The sequence below is a fragment of the Draconibacterium sp. genome, assembly GCF_041583095.1.
Taxonomy (GTDB): Bacteria; Bacteroidota; Bacteroidia; order Bacteroidales; family Prolixibacteraceae; genus Draconibacterium.
Genome location: NZ_JBFHGM010000070.1, coordinates 1 through 19826, shown reverse-complemented (window position 1 = coordinate 19826; position 19826 = coordinate 1). Strand labels below are relative to the sequence as shown.

18 protein-coding genes are annotated in these 19826 nt (G+C 41.5%); 16 read left to right on the top strand and 2 right to left on the bottom strand.

Annotated features, from left to right (window positions below):
- The 9 genes from ABZB17_RS08870 to ABZB17_RS08830 all read left to right on the top strand — a co-directional run.
- The coding region (locus tag ABZB17_RS08870; RefSeq protein ID WP_372649513.1) for a hypothetical protein at positions 1-738 on the top strand (738 nt) is incomplete at its 5' end.
- Positions 739-887: 149 nt separating this feature from the next.
- Positions 888-1586 carry an ABC transporter ATP-binding protein gene (locus ABZB17_RS08865; protein WP_372649512.1) on the top strand — a complete coding sequence of 233 codons (699 nt, stop codon included), beginning with the start codon at positions 888-890 and terminating at the stop codon, positions 1584-1586.
- Positions 1587-1661: 75 nt separating this feature from the next.
- Positions 1662-4034, top strand: a complete 2373-nt coding sequence (locus tag ABZB17_RS08860; protein ID WP_372649510.1) for an ABC transporter permease — start codon at positions 1662-1664, stop codon at positions 4032-4034.
- Between the two features lie 200 nt (positions 4035-4234).
- The gene (locus tag ABZB17_RS08855) at positions 4235-5344 is read left to right on the top strand and encodes a GTP-binding protein (RefSeq protein ID WP_372649508.1); all 1110 of its coding nucleotides are present in this window, start codon (positions 4235-4237) and stop codon (positions 5342-5344) included.
- A gap of 642 nt (positions 5345-5986) precedes the next feature.
- On the top strand, positions 5987-7735 hold the full coding sequence (locus ABZB17_RS08850) for an ABC transporter ATP-binding protein (protein WP_372649506.1): 1749 nt from the start codon (positions 5987-5989) through the stop codon (positions 7733-7735).
- The gene (locus ABZB17_RS08845; protein WP_372649504.1) at positions 7725-9488 is read left to right on the top strand and encodes an ABC transporter ATP-binding protein; all 1764 of its coding nucleotides are present in this window, start codon (positions 7725-7727) and stop codon (positions 9486-9488) included. Before ABZB17_RS08850 ends, ABZB17_RS08845 begins: the two co-directional genes overlap by 11 nt.
- Positions 9489-9972: 484 nt before the next feature.
- Positions 9973-10626: a DUF4159 domain-containing protein gene (locus ABZB17_RS08840; RefSeq protein ID WP_372649502.1), complete on the top strand. Its 654-nt coding sequence runs from the start codon at positions 9973-9975 to the stop codon at positions 10624-10626.
- Positions 10627-10678: 52 nt separating this feature from the next.
- Positions 10679-11257 (top strand): flavodoxin family protein, encoded by a 579-nt coding sequence (locus ABZB17_RS08835; protein ID WP_372649500.1) that lies wholly within the window; start codon positions 10679-10681, stop codon positions 11255-11257.
- Between the two features lie 69 nt (positions 11258-11326).
- Positions 11327-11584, top strand: coding sequence for a DUF3781 domain-containing protein (locus ABZB17_RS08830; RefSeq protein WP_372649499.1), 258 nt, complete (start codon positions 11327-11329; stop codon positions 11582-11584).
- A gap of 176 nt (positions 11585-11760) precedes the next feature.
- On the opposite strand, the gene mazG is transcribed toward ABZB17_RS08830, so the two are convergent.
- Positions 11761-12537, bottom strand: coding sequence for a nucleoside triphosphate pyrophosphohydrolase (gene mazG, locus ABZB17_RS08825; protein WP_372649497.1), 777 nt, complete (start codon positions 12535-12537; stop codon positions 11761-11763).
- Positions 12538-12663: 126 nt separating this feature from the next.
- Here mazG and ABZB17_RS08820 point away from each other — a divergent pair, with 126 nt between their 5' ends.
- The 5 genes from ABZB17_RS08820 (at position 12664) to ABZB17_RS08800 (ending at position 16956) form a co-directional block, all read left to right on the top strand.
- Positions 12664-12813 (top strand): PspC domain-containing protein, encoded by a 150-nt coding sequence (locus ABZB17_RS08820; RefSeq protein ID WP_082063913.1) that lies wholly within the window; start codon positions 12664-12666, stop codon positions 12811-12813.
- Positions 12814-12926: 113 nt separating this feature from the next.
- The gene (locus ABZB17_RS08815; protein ID WP_372649495.1) at positions 12927-13916 is read left to right on the top strand and encodes a PhoH family protein; all 990 of its coding nucleotides are present in this window, start codon (positions 12927-12929) and stop codon (positions 13914-13916) included.
- A 150-nt stretch (positions 13917-14066) separates the two neighbouring features.
- Positions 14067-15017, top strand: coding sequence for a phosphoribosylaminoimidazolesuccinocarboxamide synthase (locus tag ABZB17_RS08810; RefSeq protein ID WP_163323826.1), 951 nt, complete (start codon positions 14067-14069; stop codon positions 15015-15017).
- 109 nt (positions 15018-15126) lie between these two features.
- Positions 15127-15633, top strand: coding sequence for a TlpA family protein disulfide reductase (locus tag ABZB17_RS08805; RefSeq protein ID WP_372649493.1), 507 nt, complete (start codon positions 15127-15129; stop codon positions 15631-15633).
- Between the two features lie 111 nt (positions 15634-15744).
- Positions 15745-16956, top strand: coding sequence for a S8 family serine peptidase (locus ABZB17_RS08800; protein WP_372649492.1), 1212 nt, complete (start codon positions 15745-15747; stop codon positions 16954-16956).
- A gap of 47 nt (positions 16957-17003) precedes the next feature.
- On the opposite strand, the gene ABZB17_RS08795 is transcribed toward ABZB17_RS08800, so the two are convergent.
- Positions 17004-18077 carry a serine hydrolase domain-containing protein gene (locus ABZB17_RS08795; protein WP_372649490.1) on the bottom strand — a complete coding sequence of 358 codons (1074 nt, stop codon included), beginning with the start codon at positions 18075-18077 and terminating at the stop codon, positions 17004-17006.
- Positions 18078-18239: 162 nt separating this feature from the next.
- On the opposite strand from ABZB17_RS08795, the gene ABZB17_RS08790 reads away from it, so the two are divergent.
- Together ABZB17_RS08790 and ABZB17_RS08785 are read left to right on the top strand one after the other, a co-directional pair.
- The gene (locus ABZB17_RS08790) at positions 18240-19277 is read left to right on the top strand and encodes a rhodanese-related sulfurtransferase (protein ID WP_372649488.1); all 1038 of its coding nucleotides are present in this window, start codon (positions 18240-18242) and stop codon (positions 19275-19277) included.
- 141 nt (positions 19278-19418) lie between these two features.
- Positions 19419-19826 (top strand): tRNA-dihydrouridine synthase (locus ABZB17_RS08785; RefSeq protein WP_372649486.1); only part of this gene is annotated, 408 nt, incomplete at its 3' end.

Genomic DNA, 19826 nt, shown 5'->3' with positions numbered 1-19826 from the left:
ATTGGCATTTACGTTTTGCCTTTTGTTGTTTTATATGCCGGCGTGCAGGTTTATTTTCAGCGCAATGTGTTAAGTCAGTTCGACCTCACCAATCCAGAGAGTCTTATGGCCGATATTGGGCCATTCTACCTGAACCTGTTTATGTTTATGTTTTTTGGTCTTTTTGTGCAGTCGCTGTTAATGGGCACCTACTATAGTTATCTTGAAGCCTACATCAAACACGGAAAAGGTAATTTTCAGCTTACTGATATCAGTTCAAAGTTTTTCTCCAACAGCCTGCTGGCGCTCGGAGCCAACTTCATCTTCGTGATCATGGTATTTTTTGGTGCCATGATGTGTATTGTGCCCGGATTGTATTTTGCCAATACGTTTTCGTTGCTTGTTTTCATCCTAATTTTCGAGAAGAAAGGAATTAGCGATGCCTTGAGTCGCTCGTGGAAACTGGTAAATTCAAGCTGGTGGAATACACTTTTGATCAACCTGATTGCAATAGTTATTGTATATGCTGTTGGCATTGTACTATCTATTCCTTCGATGATAATGGGCGTTTCATCAAATATTTTCTCTGCAGAGCTTACCAATCCGGCAGATTATCCCACTTGGTATTGGGTATTAAATGCTATTTCATCGGTAGTAACTACTGTTTTATTGGTTATTCCGTTTACATTTCAGGCATTTCAGTATTTCAATCTTGCCGAGCGTAACGATCCTACAACCCCGCTTACTCCGCAGGAATAGTCAATATTCTGTGGATCAGACCGGTTAATCTTGCAACAAATTCAAAAAAGCATGTAATACTTTTTACTATGCAATTGTAACGCATGGCTTTTTGTGTCGTCTTATAAAAAAGCAAATCAACTTTTTATAACGAACAAAAGCCATAAACAATGATTAAAACAAACAAGCTCTCAAAAGTTTTCCGAACCGATGAGATTGAAACCAGTGCACTAAACGATGTTAACGTGCATGTAAAAAGCGGCGAATTTGTAGCCATTATGGGCCCTTCAGGCTGTGGTAAATCAACATTGCTGAATATTATCGGGCTTCTTGACAATCCTTCTTCAGGTAAGTATTTTTTCGATAATGAGGAAGTTGGACAATTGAAAGAACGCAACCGAACCATGCTTCGAAAAGGAAACATTGGCTTTGTCTTTCAGAGTTTTAACCTGATTGACGAGTTAACTGTTTTTGAAAACGTTGAACTTCCGCTTATCTATTTAAAAATGAAAGCGCGCGAGCGTAAAGAGCGCGTTGAGGAGGTGCTGGAGCGTATGAAAATCGGTCACAGAATGAAACATTTTCCGCAACAACTATCCGGAGGTCAGCAACAACGTGTGGCCATTGCCCGCGCCGTGGTAGCTAACCCGAAGCTAATTTTGGCCGATGAGCCCACCGGAAACCTCGATTCAAAAAATGGTTTGGAAGTGATGCAACTTCTCACTGAACTAAATCAGGAAGGAACCACCATTGTGATGGTAACACACTCGCTTCGCGATTCGGAATATGCACACCGTGTTATCAACCTTTTCGACGGAATGGTAATTACCCAGGAGGTTAAAAAAGAATTGGGAGAAATAATGCTTTAAATAGGTAGCTACATACAAACACGGCTCAATTGCCATGAATCGGATTGAGCACCATAAAAACCAAAAACAATAACCATGTCAGAATTTAAGCGTAACCTCAGACTGGGATGGAGAAATATCCTGAAAAACAAATTCTTTTCCTTTTTAAATATTGGTGGCGTAGCCATCGGAATTGCCGTTACCACACTCATCCTTTTTTGGGTGGTTGACGAACTCAGTTTCGACAAATTTAACGCCAACCTCGGACAGATGTACCAGGTTTACGAACACCAGGTATATTCCGACGGACAGGATCTGCATACCGGGTGCACACCTTTTCCATTGGCCAACGAGTTAAAACAAACCTATCCTGAAATTGAAAATGCCACCACTTTTACCAGTCTTGGCGGTTTGCCCGTAAAATACGAAACCACCGAATACAAAGACATCAGTCTGACACTGGCCGACAAGGAGTTCGTAAATATTTTCACGTTCGAACTTATTGAAGGAGACCTAAATGCTATTGAAGCACCCGATAAAATTTTAATCTCACCAAAAATTGCTCAGCTGTTCTTCCCCAATGAATCGCCTATTGGCAAAATGCTAACCGTTTACGGCAACTACACCTTTACGGTTGGAGCAGTTATCGATTATCCAAAAGACCACTCGTCAATACAGTTCGATATTTTGGCATCGATAAAAGTAGCCGAGCAACTGGGTGCCGATCTCACGCGCTGGGGAAACAACTGGCCTTTCACCTGTCTGCTGCTTACCGAAGGCACCAACGCCAATCAACTGGAGAGCAAACTCACCGGTTTTCTACAGGAAAAAGGGCAGGAGAATACATCCATTTACCTGTTCCCTTATGCAAAACGACATTTGTATACTTTCTCCGGAGAAAACAACCGTATACAATACATCTACCAGTTTTTGGCCATCGCGCTTATCATTGTTCTTATTGCATCCATCAATTTTGTGAATTCATCTACTGCCAGCTCCGAAACACGTCGGCCGGAAGTAGGAATCCGTAAAGTTTTGGGAGCTACGAAAGCGAATCTCACATCGCAGTTTTTCTACGAAAAAGGTTTGATGATTCTAATTAGTATCGTATTGGGAGCTGCTTTGGTACTGGCTTTCACACCTCTTTTCGGACAACTTTCCGATAAACATATTTCCTTGTCGTTACTGGGTAACAAATACCTCATTTTTATGCTGATCGCAATGATCCTGACTACTCTAATCTTATCAGTGGCCTACCCCTCGTTGTACATTTCATCCTTTGCACCGGCGCGGGTATTAAAAAAAGCGGCCCGAAAAAGTGCCAACCGTATCAGTTTCAGAAGCCTGCTGGTAGTCGTTCAATTTACATTGTCAATCATTCTGATTATTTGCACCATAGCAGTGAATTCGCAACTAAAATTCATCAATAGTTACGATTTAGGGTACAACCAGAATAACCTGGTTTACATTAATCTTGATGATGCAACAAAAACAAAACACGAAGCGCTTTCGGCATCGTTAAAAACTATTAGCGGCGTAGAAAACCTTACAAAAGCAGACAAACTTCCGTTTTGGGGCGGAAACTCGTCGTGGGGTTACGATTGGCAAGGCAAAGACCCGGAGAACAAAGTCTTGATTTGTGCCATGCGTGTTGACCGTGAGTATTTCGAAACACTTGGAATTTCAATGGCTGAAGGACAAAGTTTTTCGCCTTCCACAGAATTGACTGAATATAGTGAAAGTGAATTCACCAGCGAAGTAATCCTTAACCAGGAAGCCATTCGCCGGATGAAAATGAGCGATCCGATTCAGAAATCCTTTGGCAGAAATGGCGGCGAAAGGGCCCGGATTGTGGGAGTCGCAAAAGATTTTCATTTCGAGTCGTTACGCAGCGGAATCGAGCCCATGGTGATGATCCCCTTAAATCAAAATCCCGATGTTTTGATCATGCGGATACGACCGGAGAATTTTAGTCAGACAATTGCCGCAATAAAGGAAAACTGGAAAACCATTATTCCCGACTCCAACATTGAACTTGGCTTTTTCGATCAGCGACTGGAGGACATGTACAACTCCGAACTCCGCATATCTGGCCTGTTCCAGTACTTTTCGTTTGTAGCCATATTTATTGCCTGTATAGGTTTGTTTGGGCTATCGGTTTTTGCCATCGAACGAAAGCGTAAAGAAATTGGCATCCGCAAAGTTAACGGATCAAAAGTTTCACAAATTCTGGCTATGCTCAACAAAGATTTTATCAAATGGGTACTCATCTCATTTGTTATTGCATCACCGCTGGCATGGTATGTAATGAGCAGTTGGCTTCAAAATTTTGCCTACCAAACCCAGCTTCACTGGTGGATTTTTGCACTGGCAGGTTTTCTTACCATTGCCATTGCTTTGTTAACCGTTTCGGTGCAGAGTTATAAAGCTGCTACGCGAAACCCTGTTGAGGCACTCAGATACGAATAAGTAGAAAGAAATAATAAAAGCGGGATTCCATTGGTATCACTTTGGTGTCCCGCTTTTCTCATAAAAAAATCCCAGGTAACAACACAAAAAATAAAGACAAAAAGGTTTCGCTATTCATCAGTTTTAACCGCTTATTTATCTCATCATTTCAATTTTAATCCCGATTTTTATAAACTTAGTAATTCAAAACAAGGCAGAAAATGAAAGACACGACCCGGCTGATAATAGTAGGAGGATTTTTGGGAGCAGGAAAAACAACCCTGCTTTTTAATGCCACCCAAAGGTTAATGGAGGAAGGAAAAAGAGTGGGTTTGGTTACCAACGATCAGGCATCGGAACTGGTTGACACTTCTTTTCTGTTGCGCACAAAAGTAGATGTTGCGGAGGTTAGCGGCAGCTGTTTTTGTTGCAACTACCAGGGATTTATCGATTCTGTATATCAAGTAAAACACGACGCCACTGCCGATGTAATTATTGCCGAACCTGTTGGCAGCTGTACCGATCTTTCGGCCACTTTAATGCAGCCTTTAAAAGAAAATTACAGTAAAGATTTGTTGCTATCTCCACTCAGCGTTCTTGCCGATCCTGTTCGACTGTCCGATATTTTAAATGGCGGAACTGCAGGACTACATCCGAGTGCAGCCTATATTTTCAAAAAACAGCTGGAGGAAAGTGATATTATTCTTATTTCAAAATCAGACCTTTTAAACAAGAATGAGCTGGACAAACTGAAACAAAAAGTTGAAGCTGCTTATCCTTTTGCAACCGTACTTGCCATCAGCTCAAAAACCGGCGAAGGTCTACATGAATGGTTGAAATTACTTGAAACCGACACCAAAGCCGGACAGCGTATTATTGAAATTGATTACGATACCTATGCCGAGGGAGAAGCTGTATTGGGATGGCTCAACGGCTCTGCAACGCTGGAAGGGAAACTGATTGACTGGAATAAATTTATTAACGACTTCTTAAACCGTTTAGCGGCAAAAATCGATGAAAAACAAATTGGTGTAGGTCACATAAAAATTTTGCTTGAAAATGACCAGAATTACATTAGCGGGAATATTACGGGCTCATCCAAAACTCTTTCAATAAGAGGAACAGTGGCTAAATCAAACAGCGCACAACTCACAATAAATGCTCGTGTTGAAATTGCACCTGAGAAACTGGACCAATTAATAAAAGAAATGCTGGAGGTTGTTTCCGGAACTGAAATTGCAACAACAATTAAAGCCTGGAAATACCTTAGTCCCGGATATCCAAAACCAACCCACAGGTACAAAAACGTCTTTTGCCTTGGAAAAGAATAGTTAGCAAAAAAGGTAATTGTAAATAAAGTGTTTTGAGTGTAAAGTGTGTAGCTATTCGCTATGCACTTTTTTTTCATGAAAGCCCCCATGTTTTTATGTGTATTGCTATTTGCGTTTCGTCCGGGAGAACCATCTGGCTTCGATCTGCTTTCTCCGCCGGACGATTTCCCTTCTGTCATTTCATCCCGGCGCTACGCACCGGGTTATTCACATTCGACGCTTCCTGCGTCATAATAAACTTGCAATTCCGACATTCAGGTCAATAAACTTGTCTTGAGTTTGTAACTCAGTTCAATATCCCGAAGAGATAAAATGTGACTAACCTCGGGTGAAACCCGGGGTTGGTGTGCGGCAATTTAAAGGCGCAATCAGTAAGCTATTCATAGCACAATCGTTGTGTGCGCCTTGTAATCTGTCCATTTTTATGAAATGCTGTCAACAGGCCTCACTTTCATCTCTGTTGATGATAATTGGGAATCATGAATGTTTTGTTTTAGCCAACAAATAACTTTGCCGAAACTTTTGAGTTATTGCTCCTTACAAAAACAACATCTAAAAATTTTAATAATTAATTGGAATCCAATTAATCATTTTGCCGGGGAAACGGTTATAATTGGGTAGATTTGCACCACAATTTTTAGAATGCGCAAAACCCAACGTAAAAAAAGAACAGAAGGAAAACAGCGGGCAGGCCTGTTTCAGGTGCTGGGACCATACAAAGCACTTGTAACCGCGTTAATTATAATGGCACTGGCCGGCAGCGGAATCAACCTGCTTATTCCGCGCATTATTGCCCGGGGTATCGACTCATTTACTGCTAACCAATTTGACGCAAAAACGGTTATCACCGAATTTATTCTGGCTGCATTAGGCATATTTATTTTCACTTTTCTTCAGGGAGTGGTGCAAACATTAGCTGCCGAAAGAGTTGCCAAAGACCTGCGCAACAAATTATCGGATAAGATTTCGAAACAGAGTTATTCATTCATTTTAAAAGCCAACCCATCGAAACTTTTAACCAACCTGACTTCCGATATGGATTCGGTAAAAATGTTTGTTTCGCAGGCATTTGTTTCAATTATTTCATCGCTGTTTATCATCTTTGGTGTTGCTGTTCTGCTTATTTCCATTAACTGGAAACTGGCGCTGGCAGTACTCACCATCGTTCCAATTTTGTCGGTGGCCTTTTATATTGTGTTCAAAAAAGTAAAAGTACTTTTTAAGCTAAGCCGCGAGGTTATCGACGCGCTCAACCGGGTTATTAACGAAAGTATTCTGGGTTCGGCACTTATACGGGTTCTGAACTCGCAACAACCCGAAATTCTTAAGTTTGCAGAAAAGAATGTGGAATCGCGTGATTTGGGACTTGCCATTGTTCGCTTGTTTTCAGTGCTCATTCCCATCGTAACATTTGTGGCCAACTTTGCCATTGTCATCATTTTGGCGCTTGGCGGACATTTTGTGGTTATGGACACCCTTTCGCTGGGTAATTTTGCAGCCTTTAACAGCTACGTAATGATGTTGATCTTTCCGATTATGATGATCGGATTTATGAGCAATATTATTGCCTCGGCAACAGCTTCTTACGGCCGGATCAGGCAGGTTTTGGATGCTCCGCCGCCGGCTGATAACGGTGCTGTGGAGACAGACATATCGGGAGATATTAAACTTCAGAATATTACGCTGAGCTTTGACAAAAAACCGGTGCTGAAAAATATTTCGTTCGAGATAAAAGCCGGAAGCAAAACGGCGATTATCGGACCAACGGCTGCCGGAAAAAGTCAGTTGCTTTATTTGCTTACCAATCTAATACCGCCGGATTCCGGTTCGATCACCATCGACAATATTCCGGTTAAAGATTATTCAACAGAAATTTTAAACCGGCAACTTGGTTTTGTTTTTCAGGACAATGTGATTTTTAATATGAGCCTGCGTGAAAACATTGCGTTTAACGACCAGGTTTCGGAGGAAGATTTAAACAAAGCCATTGCCACTGCTGAATTGGCTGATTTTATAAAAACCTTACCCAACGGTTTAAACACCATCGTTTCAGAGCGGGGAACCAGTCTTTCGGGCGGACAGAAACAACGTATTATGCTGGCGCGCGCACTGGCTTTAAACCCAAAAATACTTTTGCTCGACGATTTTACTTCGCGGGTTGACCGAAAAACCGAAGATAAAATCCTGGCTAATATCCATAAGAATTACCCGGAGCTTACGCTGCTTTCCATCACACAGAAAATAGCCCCGGTAACCGGATTCGACCAAATCATTCTTCTTATGGAAGGCGAAGTGGTAGCAACAGGTAAACACGAACGTTTGAAAGAACATTCGCCCGAATATATTCAGATCTATAACTCACAAAAAAGCACCAGCCACTATGAATTATAATCTGAATCGTACACCCGATAAAAATGAGAAGAAGCTTCCGTTTCTGAAATCATTAAAGAAACTGGTGGCCATTATTAGTGGCGAACGGCGTAACCTGATTATCGCCTTTGCTGCAATTGCAATAAATGCTGCATTAAGTCTGGCAGGCGCATACATAATTGGGTATACAGTAGACAATTATGTGCAAACCAAAGATTACCACGGCATATTGCTTTTTGCCGGAATTTTGCTGACGATGTATGTGGTGGCATTTTTTGTGAATTATGCTCAAATGATAATGATGGGCGGCATTGGGCAACGTATGTTGTATAGCCTCCGTAACTCGGTATTTCATAAACTGCAGGAATTGCCACTCGACTTTTTTAACCAAAATAAATCGGGCGATCTGATATCGCGTATCAACAACGACACACAAAAGGTAAACGAGTTCTTTTCGCAATCGCTGATGCGTTTTATTGGCGGAATTATTACCATGACCGGCGCAGGAATTCTGCTTCTGGTAATCAACCTGCCATTGGGATTGGCAGCACTTTCTCCTGCCCTGCTTCTTCTGGTTTTTACTAAAATTATTTCGCCGTGGATACGCAGAAAGAACGAAGCCAGCTTAAAAAGTTTGGGCGACCTTTCTGCCGAAATACAGGAAAGTCTGGCCAATTTTAAGGTGGTGGTTGCTTTTAACCGCCGCGACTATTTCAGAAAACGTTTTACTGCGGCGAACGAGGAAAATTATAAGAACTCGGTTTATGCCGGAATTGCCAACAATATCCTCAATCCGGTTTATACTTTTGCAGCCAATATTGGGCAACTGATTGTTTTGGCGCTGGGTATTTACCTCATCATACAGGGAAATTTTAGCGTTGGGTTGTTGATTAGTTTTATTGCCTACGTGATGAACTTTTATAACCCCTTACGACAACTGGCCATACTTTGGGCTAACTTTCAACAAGCTTTGGCTGCATGGGATCGAATCTCATACCTGCTTTCGTTGGAAAGCAATCTGGAAGTTGTAAAAGAAAAGGAAATACAAAAAAACGCTTCGCTGGTAAACTTTAACGATGTTTCGTTTAGCTATCCGAACGGCAAAGAGGTGCTGCACAAGGTTAGTTTCGACCTGGAGCAAGGGAAAACTTATGCTTTTATCGGGCCAACCGGTGGCGGAAAAACAACTACCGCATCGTTGATTGCGCGCTTATACGACGCCACAAAAGGCACGATCCTTTTGGACGGGAAAGACATAAAATCATACGATCCTGCCGAAAGAACAGCAAAAATCGGGGTGATTCTTCAGGACCCCATTTTATTCTCGGGCACGGTACGCGAAAATATTTTATATGGCAACGAAACCATGTCGGCTTTAAGCAACGAAGAGTTACGTCAATCGCTTGAAGAAGCCGGACTTGGAAGTTTGCTGCAACGTTTCGACCGCGGCTTGGAAACGCCTATTCAAATGACAGGCGACGGAATTAGTCTGGGACAAAAACAGCTGATCGCGTTTATGCGTGCCATTTTACGAAAACCGGAGTTGCTCATTCTTGATGAAGCTACGGCAAATATCGATACCGTTACCGAACAACAACTGGAAACGATAATCAATAACCTGCCCGCATCAACATCAAAAGTGATAATTGCACACCGATTGAATACCATTGAAAATGCCGATGAAATTTTCTTTGTAAACTCGGGAGAAATAACAGCTGCCGGCTCGCTGGACAAAGCCCTTGATCTACTGATGAAGGGAATTAACGAAAGTTAAGGCTGTTTGCCCACAATCTCAACACTTATTTTGCCCTGTTCATTATCGGGCTCAGCTTATTCGTTATTTTAGATTCGCCTTTCGGGAATGTCCGACGAACTGTTTTCTCCTAAGTTTCTAATTTCGGACACCCCAAAAGCAATGGTTTCGATTAACAAACAGGTTTTCCGCGTTTACGGAAAGCCTGAAAAAAATTACAGACAGCCTTTCCGCACACCCGGAAACGTTGTTTTAAACTTCAAACTAACTTTCCGCAGCTGCGGAAACCTTCTTTTAAATGTCAGGCTAACTTTCCGTTATTGCGGAAACCATGAAATAAAGTAACAGCAACCTTTCCGCACCTGCGGAAACCTTGTTTTTTTAGCCTCTGAACATAACACCACCTGCCACATTCATTAACAAACAAGTAGTATTTTCTGCAAATTGATTCATATCGTATTTTCTCATCTCAGCGAGGAATCGTATTTTTCGGAAAATTTTGCAAATGAAACTTTCATTTCTGTTCCTGTTTCTACTTTTTACACTTGGTGTTGCCGCACAAGGCAGCAGTGTAAAAATTGCTTTGTTGAAATACAATGGCGGCGGCGATTGGTACTCCGACCCCACTGCCCTGCCCAACCTCATTGAGTTTTGTAACGAAAACCTGAACACCAACATAAATCCGGAGCCATCGACCATTGAAATTGGCAGCCCCGAGTTGTTTAATTTCCCTTTTGTGCACTTAACCGGGCACGGCAACATCATTTTATCGGAAAGCGACGCGATGAATTTGCGCGTTTACCTTGAAGGCGGTGGTTTTTTACACATTGATGACAATTACGGGCTGGATGAATATATCCGCAGCGAAATGAAGAAGGTTTTTCCCGAAAAGGAGTTTGTAGAACTGCCACCGTCGCACGAGATTTTTCATCAGAAATACGATTTTAACGAAGGTATTCCGAAAATACACGAGCACGATAATAAACCGCCACAGGCATTTGGATTATTTGTCGACGACCGGCTGGTTTGCCTTTACACCTACGAAACCGATTTGGGCGATGGCTGGGAAGATATCGACGTGCACAACGATCCGGAGGACCTGCGCCAAAAAGCACTTAAAATGGGTGCCAATATTATCGCCTACGTCTTCGGTCAATAAACAGTTTAGCAGTTATACAATTTAACAGTTTAGCAATTCAACAATTTACTTTATGAAAGTAGTAGCCATTAACGGAAGCCCAAGACGCAACGGAAATACATCGCTTTTAATAGAAGAAACATTTAAAATCTTTCGGGCGGAAGGAATAGAAACCGAAGTTATTCAGCTGGGAAATAAACCGGTTCACGGTTGCACAGCTTGCGGAAAATGTCGCGAAATTCAGGACCGCAAATGCCACATTAAAAATGATCTGCTAAATCTTTGCATCGAAAAAATGATTGAAGCCGACGGAATTATTTTGGGTACACCGGTTTATTTTGCCGATGTGAGCACCGAGATAAAAGCATTAATTGATGTGGCCGGTTATGTTACACGTGGCAACGGTCATTTGTTAAAACGAAAAGTTGGTGCCGGTGTAATTTCAGTGCGCCGTGGCGGTGCCTTGCCCACTTTTGATACTATGAATCGATTCTTCCTGATTAACCAGATGATTGTTCCCGGTTCCAGCTACTGGAACTTTGCTTTTGGCAAAAACCAGGGCGATGTGCTACAGGATGAAGAAGGAATAAACACCATCCATACGCTGGCGGAGAATATGAGCTGGCTGATGAAAAAGGTTGTAACTGATTGATTGGAGATTGAAGGAAGATTGAATATCAAAATGCTTAATTGTTTTAATTGAAAGCTTTGTCAGAGATTTATGAAAAGTTTTAAAAATGAAATAGCAGAGAAAATTTGTTACACTGATCTTGTTTATGGCAGAATAAATAAGAAACTAAATATTGAGCTTCCACACGACAAAATTGAAGAAATGGTTTGCTCGATTATAAACGAAACCGAAGAAACCAATTTTCAACAAAAAGGTAAAAACATCTACATTACCAATAAAACAAGTAATGTCAGGCTTACAATTAATAAAAACACGTTTAGAATAATTACCGCAGACAGACTGAAATAAATCTAAAACGAAATGTTTTTAACTCTTTACAAGGATTCATAAACTGCGACTGCTAACTGAGACTGCCTACTACGACTGCAAACTGTCTACTGTCTACTGTCTACTGTCTACTGTCTACTGCGACTGCAAACTAAATCTCCTGCCAATTCATCCTTAATCGATCATCCTTACAAGTTCTATTCTCCCTTTTTCGCTTCCTCCCAAATCTCGTCCATTTCGGCAAGACTCATATCGTGCAGGCTTTTTCCCTGCAACAGCGTTTTGCTTTCAAGGTAATTAAAGCGCTTTATAAATTTAAGGTTGGTACGTTCCAGCGCAGCTTCCGGATCGATATCATACAAACGGGCAGCATTTACAACGGCAAACAGCAAATCGCCAAACTCGGCCTCCATTTTATCTTTGTCAGCTTTGTTGATCTCAACACTCAACTCGTCAACTTCTTCTTTTACCTTATCCCAAACCTGCTCTTTGTATTCCCAGTCGAAACCCACACCACGCACTTTTTCCTGAATACGGTTGGCTTTAACCAGCGCCGGCATGGCAGCAGGCACACCTTCCAGAACACGTTTGTTGCCGCCTTTTTCTTTCAGTTTTAAGGCTTCCCAGTTTTCAGCAACTTTATCGGCCGAACCATCAACATCAACATCTCCAAAAATATGCGGATGACGGTAAACCAGCTTTTCGTTTATACCTTCCAGTACATCGCCAATATCAAAAGCACCTTTTTCATCACCAATTTTGGCGTAAAAAACAATGTGCAGCATAATGTCGCCCAGCTCCTTTTTAATCTCCTGCAAATCGTTTTTCAAAATGGCATCGCCCAGCTCGTAGGTTTCCTCTATCGTTAGTTTGCGCAAGGATTCCAGTGTTTGTTTTTTATCCCACGGACATTTCTCGCGCAATTCGTCCATTATATCAAGTAAGCGTTTAAACTCTTCTACTTTTCGTTCCATTCAATAAGGTTTCAAATTTCATCCGAAGTTAAGGATTCCGATGTTTAACAAACAAAAACTGAATTTAAAGTTCACAGATTTATTAATAAATTTTATCTTGCCAGTATAACAATAAATAATAAACACATGATTCTAGGAGTGTCTGAATGGCTAAGCGGCAAATTAGGCTGGAACGTAACCACAATAAGAATTGCATTTGTAGTTGGCGTATTTATTTTTGGAGTTGGACTGGGATTGTACTTTATTCTTTGGCTCGTAAAAATGTTCTCGAAATAAAAAAGCCGACAATTTATACATCGGTCAGAAATTGAATATCAAAGCCTTCCAACATTCGATAGTGGTAATTTATTTTCGTAAATTTGCCGTGCTTAAATTTTTAAGATTATACATTGGATAAACAAATTTTACTGGAAGGAATTGATCTCCTTGAGTTTTTTGGAGTAAACAATTCGAAAATTGAACTGATAAAAAGGCTTTTCCCAAAAATTAAGATCACTGCGCGGGGCCACACCTTGTTCGTTCAGGGGGAACCAAAGGAAATCAAAGCTTTTGAGAAAAAGTTCGCCCTCATTCTCGATCATTATTACCAGTACAATATGCTCTCGGAAGAAATTATTCACGAGCTATTGGATTCGGGAGTGTCATCGTTAGAAGAAAACAGTAATGGTGAACCCGATATTATTGTTTTTGGTAACAGTGGGAAACCTGTTCGTGCCCGCACGCCCAACCAACGACGGTTGGTGGAAGCCAGTGCCAATAACGATTTGATTTTTGCCATTGGTCCGGCCGGAACCGGAAAAACCTACACCGCCATAGCACTGGCTGTAAGAGCGTTAAAAAACAAAGAAATACGTAAGATAATTTTGAGTCGCCCGGCTGTTGAAGCCGGTGAAAACCTGGGTTTTCTACCCGGCGATTTAAAGGATAAGATCGATCCGTATTTGCAACCGCTTTACGATGCTTTGCAGGATATGATCCCTCCGAAAAAACTCGAGGAATTTCTGAAAGACGGAGTGATACAAATTGCCCCGCTGGCTTTTATGCGTGGACGAACATTAAGCAACGCCTATGTTATTCTCGACGAAGCACAGAATACCACCGTTAACCAGCTAAAAATGTTTTTAACCCGAATGGGACTCAACGCCAAATTTATTATTACCGGCGACGTTACGCAGATCGACCTTCCGCGAAAAAGTCATTCAGGGTTGATCCAGGCCCTGAAAATTTTGAAGGGAATTAAAAATATTGGGAACATTTATTTCGATAAAAAAGACATTGTACGCCACCGTTTGGTGCGCGACATTGTTGATGCTTACGATAAACATGACGAGGAGAAGATTGAGATAAAAACTGAAACAAAAGAGAAAAACGATCAGTAAATCATTTTATTGGAGGAATCAAGGATCCAACAACCAGTATCAAGGATTCCAGTATCAGGCTAAACAAAAACCTGCTAAATTTGTAATAAAGGCGGAAACAGTTTATAACGCAGACAATAAGTATAAATACAACATAAATTTTCAACAAAAATGGGTAACGCACTTACAAAAACAAGTTTCAATTTCCCGGGACAAAAAAGCCACTACAAAGGTAAAGTTCGCGACGTTTACAACATCAACGACGATTTTTTGGTAATGGTTGTTTCCGATCGTATTTCAGCTTTCGATGTGGTATTGCCAAAAGGAATTCCTTTTAAAGGACAGGTATTAAACCAGATTGCAGAAAAGTTTCTGGATGCTACGGCTGACATTGTTCCGAACTGGAAAATAGCAACACCCGATCCGAACGTAACAGTAGGGCATTTTTGCGAAACTTTCCCGGTAGAAATGATCGTGCGTGGTTATTTAACCGGAAGTTCATGGAGATTGTACAAAAATGGCGGTCGCGATATTTGCGGCGTTCCGCTTCCTGAAGGTTTGAAAGAGCACCAGGCTTTTCCTGAGCCGCTGTTAACGCCAACTACAAAAGCAGAACAAGGCGCTCACGACGAAAATATTTCGCGCGAAGAGATCATCAAACAAGGACTGGTTTCGGAAGAAGATTACAAAGAACTGGAACGTATTTCGCTGGCACTTTTTAAACGCGGTAGCGAAATGGCCAAAGAAATGGGATTGATTTTGGTAGATACCAAATACGAGTTTGGTAAAAAAGACGGACAGATTTACCTGATCGACGAAATTCACACTCCCGATTCATCGCGTTATTTCTACGCCGATGGTTACCAGGAGCGTTTTGACAAAGGCGAAAACCAAAAGCAACTTTCGAAAGAATTTGTTCGCGAGTGGTTGATGGAAAACAACTTCCAGGGCCGCGACGGCGATGTACTTCCTGAAATTCCTGAGTCGTTTGTTAACGAGGTATCAGAAAGATACATTGAATTGTATGAAAACATCACCGGCGATAAATTTGTAAAATCGGACACTTCGAAAATTGAAGAGCGCATTGAATCGGCCGTTAATGATTTTTTGAAGCAAGCATAAAAGAATAACGATCATAAACTGAAGACACCTGCTTAATTTTTAGCGGGTGTTTTTGTTTTCAGATCATATGGCTACATTAGTGGCAAATTGTAAAGATTAAAACAACATCATGAAAAAACTTACGATATTTATTTTTCTGGCGTTCTTAGCGATAAATACGTTTGCTCAAGACGAATTCACCCTGGTAAAAGAAGGCGACACTGCCCCCGACTTTTCCATAACGATGGAAGATGGTTCGGTAAAAAAACTCTCAGATTTGAAAGGGAAAGTAGTGTGGATTAACTTTTTTGCCAACTGGTGCCCGCCATGTCGCAAAGAGCTGCCTCATCTTGAAAAAGAGGTATACCTGAAACTCAAGCAAAACGAAAACTTCGAGGTACTGGTAATCGGGCGCGAACACGATTGGGAAACGGTAAATAAATTCAAAGCCGACCACAATTACGTCCTCCCTTTCTACCCTGATGCCGACCGCGATATATTTTCGAAATACGCCAAACAAAACATTCCGCGTAATTTTATAATCGATAAAAACGGAAAAATTGCAGTCGCTTCCATCGGTTTTGAGGAAGAAGAATTCAAAAAAATAATCGACAAAGTAGATGACCTTTTGAAATAGGGTTAAACAAAACAATAAAAAGAGCTGTTTGTATTTTACAAGCAGCTTTTATTATGCTTTAGAATGAACACAAAACACTGATAATTAATTACTCACTAAAATCATGACTTTATGAAAAAACTGCAATTAAAAATCCTGGCTCTCTTCTGTGCCGGAGCATTAATTTACTCGTGTAACGACACCTTTGTAAGCGACGAAAACGCTGATGACACCGTAGAACTTAAATCCGCGTCATCATCGAAAAACAGTTACATAGTTGTATTGAACGATGCTGATTTAACGGAGGAATTAGCCCGGTTAAAAGGTTACGAAAAGAAACAAAATGCTGTAAAAGCAAAGTCTGCAAAAATATTGGAACGTGCCGGTATTACCGATGGTGAAATTGGCCACGTTTACGGCACTGCGTTAAAAGGATTCTCGGTAAAAATTGCACCCGGGCAATTAAAGAAACTCGAAAACGATGCATCGGTGGCTTATATTGAGGCCGACAAGGTAGTTGCACTGGCACCTCCGCCCGGAAAAGGGCCAAACAGTGGAGGTGGTGATACAGGAGGCGGAACAACAACACAGGAAACACCTTGGGGAATTACCCGAGTTGGAGGAGCTGCCAACGGAAGCGGAAAAGTTGCCTGGATAATTGATTCGGGAATTGACCTGGATCATCCGGATTTGAATGTAGACAAAATTAGAAGTGAGACGTTTTTGGGTGGAAAATCAACTCCTGATGATCAAAACGGACATGGAACACATGTTTCCGGAACAATTGCGGCAATTGACAATTCCGAAGGTGTTGTTGGTGTTGCAGCCGGTGCAACAGTGGTTGCTGTTCGTGTACTCGACCGTCGTGGAAGTGGTACCGTTTCAGGAGTTGTTGCCGGAGTAAATTATGTGGCAGCCAATGCATCTTCCGGCGATGTGGCAAATATGAGTCTTGGCGGAGGCATCTCTACCACCCTCGATAATGCTGTTTTAGCCGCTTCATCAAGTTGTACGTTTGTACTGGCAGCCGGAAATGAAAGCGATGATGCAAACAATCATTCGCCCGCACGGATTGGCGACGAAAGCACAAAAGTTTACACCATTTCGGCTTGCGATAGTAACGATAACTGGGCCTATTTCTCGAATTACGGAAGCGCCGTTGATTATTGTGCTCCGGGGTACAGTATTAAGTCAACCTGGAAAGACGGAGGTTATAACACCATTAGCGGAACATCGATGGCTGCACCGCACGCAGCTGGTGTATTGTTAATGGGCCCGGCAAGTTCAAGTGGAACTGTTAACGGAGATCCTGACAACGATCCGGATCCGATTATTCATTTGTAATTAAGTACTATAAATAGCTCAAAGCCCGGATTTAAAGTCCGGGTTTTTTATTGCTTATCGCTTAAAAGTATTTCTGCAATTTTATGTAGTTCATTCCCCACCTTGGCACGAGTATCGTTGGTAATTACAGCTACCACCATTTTCTCCTCCGGGTAAATAATAAGATTTGAGCATCCTCCTACCGAACCTCCACCATGACCATAATATTCACGTCCAAATTCATCGGTCCCCGAAAAGAATCCCATTCCATAGGTTGTTTTTTCTCCGTTTTTTAAGGTTTGTGGTGTAATCAATTGTTGTTTTACTTCTTCCGGGAAAAGCGTATTATTTAACATGGCATTCCCAAATTTCACTAAATCTTCTGAGGTAGAAATAAAACCACCGCCCGCCCATTTGTAACTGTTATCGACGAATGGTGCATTTATAACTTTCCCCGCATTCATGTCATAATAACCGGCACGAAACAAGATAAGCGAATCCATACGTTCGGCAGTAGTCTCGGTCATTCCTAAAGGATCAAAAACACGCGTTTGCATAAAATGCAAAAACTCCTCACCTGAAGCACCTTCCATTACTGCACTTAAAAGGTTAAATCCATAGCTCGAGTAACTGTACTTTGTTCCCGGCTCAAACAATAAGGTATCATTCATAAAAATTTCCAATCCATCGCTCACCGTCGGATAGTACCTTGACGACAGGAATTCATCCCCATTGTAATGGCGTATTCCGGCCAAATGCCCGGCCGCCTGACGTGTGGTTATTTCGTATTTCTTTTCCGGGAAATCAGGTACATATTTTTGAACCGGCGCATCAAGATCGATCTTTCCTTCCTCTATCAAAATACCCAATCCGGCAGCTGTTAATGATTTGGAAATGCTTCCAATTCTGAACTTTGTTTTTTCCGGATATACCGGCACCTGTTGCTCGTAATTTCCCAAACCAAATCCTTTCGACAAAACAATCTCGTTTGCAATTGAAACAGTTGCGGTCCAACCTACCGATTCGCTTTCAACACGCAATTGTTCGATGTAGTCTTCAGCTGTTTTTATTTTAGTATCTTCTTTGGCACACGAAGTTCCGATGAGTAACAATAGGATTAGCAGATAGTACAGGTTTTTCATTGTAGTATAATTTAGGTTACTGATGTCGCAACGTAGAGAACGTTTTTAAAGTTACAAGAAAAACAGAATTTCAGAAACAGTGCATTTTAAAGAATAAATCATCTTTTTTGCTCTTTTTTGCCAAATTGTGTATTTTTGCCGCGCATTTTAAACGTAGGTAACATGTTTTTATACAACCGGGTAAATAAGGAAGAACTAAAAAAAAGACTGGCTGAAGAGCCTTTTCAACGTAAAACGATTTCGTTTTATCGATATCATATTTTGGAAGATCCGCAAACGTTTCGCGATGAGCTTTTTCGTGACTGGTTTCCGCTGGATTGTTTCGGCCGAATTTATGTAGCCCGCGAAGGAATTAATGCACAAATGAGTGTGCCCGAACATCATTGGGAAGCTTTTGTGGAATCCTTGAAAAAACATGAAATTCTGCAAGACATTCCGATTAAATATGCCATTGAAGACGATGGAAAATCGTTTTACAAATTAACCATTAAGGTGCGCCCAAAACTGGTTGCCGATGGTTTAGACAACGATGCTTACGACGTTACCAACGTGGGAAAACACTTATCGGGAGTTGAATTCCATAATTATATCGGGCAGGAAGACACGGTTGTTGTTGACATGCGAAACTACTACGAAAGCGAGATCGGACATTTTGAAGGCGCCATTTGCCCCGAGGCGGATACCTTTCGTGAAGAACTGGAGATTGTTACCGATCTGCTGGAAGACAAAAAAGATAAAAAAGTGCTGTTGTACTGTACCGGCGGAATTCGCTGCGAAAAAGCAAGTGCTTACCTGAAACACCAGGGATTTAACGATGTGAACCAGCTACACGGCGGGATTTTGGAATATGCCCGACAAATTCAAACGGCTAAGCTCGACTCAAAATTTGTTGGTAAAAATTTTGTTTTTGACGAACGTTTGGGAGAAAGTGTAAACGGCGAAATCATTTCAAAATGCCACCAGTGCGGCAAACCCTGCGATTCGCACACCAACTGCGATAATCACGGTTGTCATATATTGTTTATTCAATGCCCCGAATGTGCCGAGAAATACCACGGTTGCTGTACTCCAGAATGTGCCGATGAAAAAATGCAGGGCACCGGCCGGCCATCCGATTTGCGTATTGGTTTTGGCAATAGTCGCAAGTTTCGAAAAAGTCTTTCGTTAATTCAAGCAGAACAAAACAAGTTAAACGTTTAATAAAAAGTATTTTACTCGTCATCCTGAACTCCTGACTCCCGTCAGACAGGTGTTTCAGGATCTTAATATATCGGAAATGAGATTCCGAACTAAAATCGGAATGACGTTAAGGCATTTATTTACATTTTCTATTTTTGCGGCATGAATAATTTTTGGCAAGAGTTTAATGGCCCCGCTTTTTCGCTGGCCCCCATGGAAGATGTTACCGATACGGTTTTTCGCGAAATCGTAATGGGAATGAACGCTCCGGGGAAACTACATATGGTTTTTACCGAGTTCACTTCTGTTGATGGGATGAATCATCCGGTGGGCCGCGAACGTGTTTCGGAACGATTGATCGTGAATGACTCGGAACGGGCTTTGCTCAAAAAACTCAACATTAAAATTGTGGCACAAATCTGGGGACGTAACCCGGAAATTTATCACAACATTGCCAAATACATTACCGAAAATTACGATTTCGATGGCATCGATATAAACATGGGGTGTCCGGTAAAAAAGGTGTTTAAAATTGGTGCCTGCAGTGCTTTAATCGGCGAACCGGAACGT

Excerpts from the sequence above, each read along its gene's own strand:
- ABZB17_RS08865 (WP_372649512.1), top strand. The coding sequence starts at position 888 with ATGATTAAAACAAACAAGCTCTCAAAAGTTTTCCGAACCGATGAGATT.
- ABZB17_RS08820 (WP_082063913.1), top strand. The coding sequence starts at position 12,664 with ATGATTCTAGGAGTGTCTGAATGGCTAAGCGGCAAATTAGGCTGGAAC.
- ABZB17_RS08790 (WP_372649488.1), top strand. The coding sequence starts at position 18,240 with ATGTTTTTATACAACCGGGTAAATAAGGAAGAACTAAAAAAAAGACTG.
- ABZB17_RS08835 (WP_372649500.1), top strand. The coding sequence starts at position 10,679 with ATGAAAGTAGTAGCCATTAACGGAAGCCCAAGACGCAACGGAAATACA.
- ABZB17_RS08855 (WP_372649508.1), top strand. The coding sequence starts at position 4,235 with ATGAAAGACACGACCCGGCTGATAATAGTAGGAGGATTTTTGGGAGCA.
- ABZB17_RS08850 (WP_372649506.1), top strand. The coding sequence starts at position 5,987 with ATGCGCAAAACCCAACGTAAAAAAAGAACAGAAGGAAAACAGCGGGCA.
- mazG (WP_372649497.1), bottom strand. The coding sequence starts at position 12,537 with ATGGAACGAAAAGTAGAAGAGTTTAAACGCTTACTTGATATAATGGAC.
- ABZB17_RS08800 (WP_372649492.1), top strand. The coding sequence starts at position 15,745 with ATGAAAAAACTGCAATTAAAAATCCTGGCTCTCTTCTGTGCCGGAGCA.
- ABZB17_RS08795 (WP_372649490.1), bottom strand. The coding sequence starts at position 18,077 with ATGAAAAACCTGTACTATCTGCTAATCCTATTGTTACTCATCGGAACT.
- ABZB17_RS08805 (WP_372649493.1), top strand. The coding sequence starts at position 15,127 with ATGAAAAAACTTACGATATTTATTTTTCTGGCGTTCTTAGCGATAAAT.
- ABZB17_RS08845 (WP_372649504.1), top strand. The coding sequence starts at position 7,725 with ATGAATTATAATCTGAATCGTACACCCGATAAAAATGAGAAGAAGCTT.
- ABZB17_RS08830 (WP_372649499.1), top strand. The coding sequence starts at position 11,327 with ATGAAAAGTTTTAAAAATGAAATAGCAGAGAAAATTTGTTACACTGAT.
- ABZB17_RS08810 (WP_163323826.1), top strand. The coding sequence starts at position 14,067 with ATGGGTAACGCACTTACAAAAACAAGTTTCAATTTCCCGGGACAAAAA.
- ABZB17_RS08860 (WP_372649510.1), top strand. The coding sequence starts at position 1,662 with ATGTCAGAATTTAAGCGTAACCTCAGACTGGGATGGAGAAATATCCTG.
- ABZB17_RS08840 (WP_372649502.1), top strand. The coding sequence starts at position 9,973 with ATGAAACTTTCATTTCTGTTCCTGTTTCTACTTTTTACACTTGGTGTT.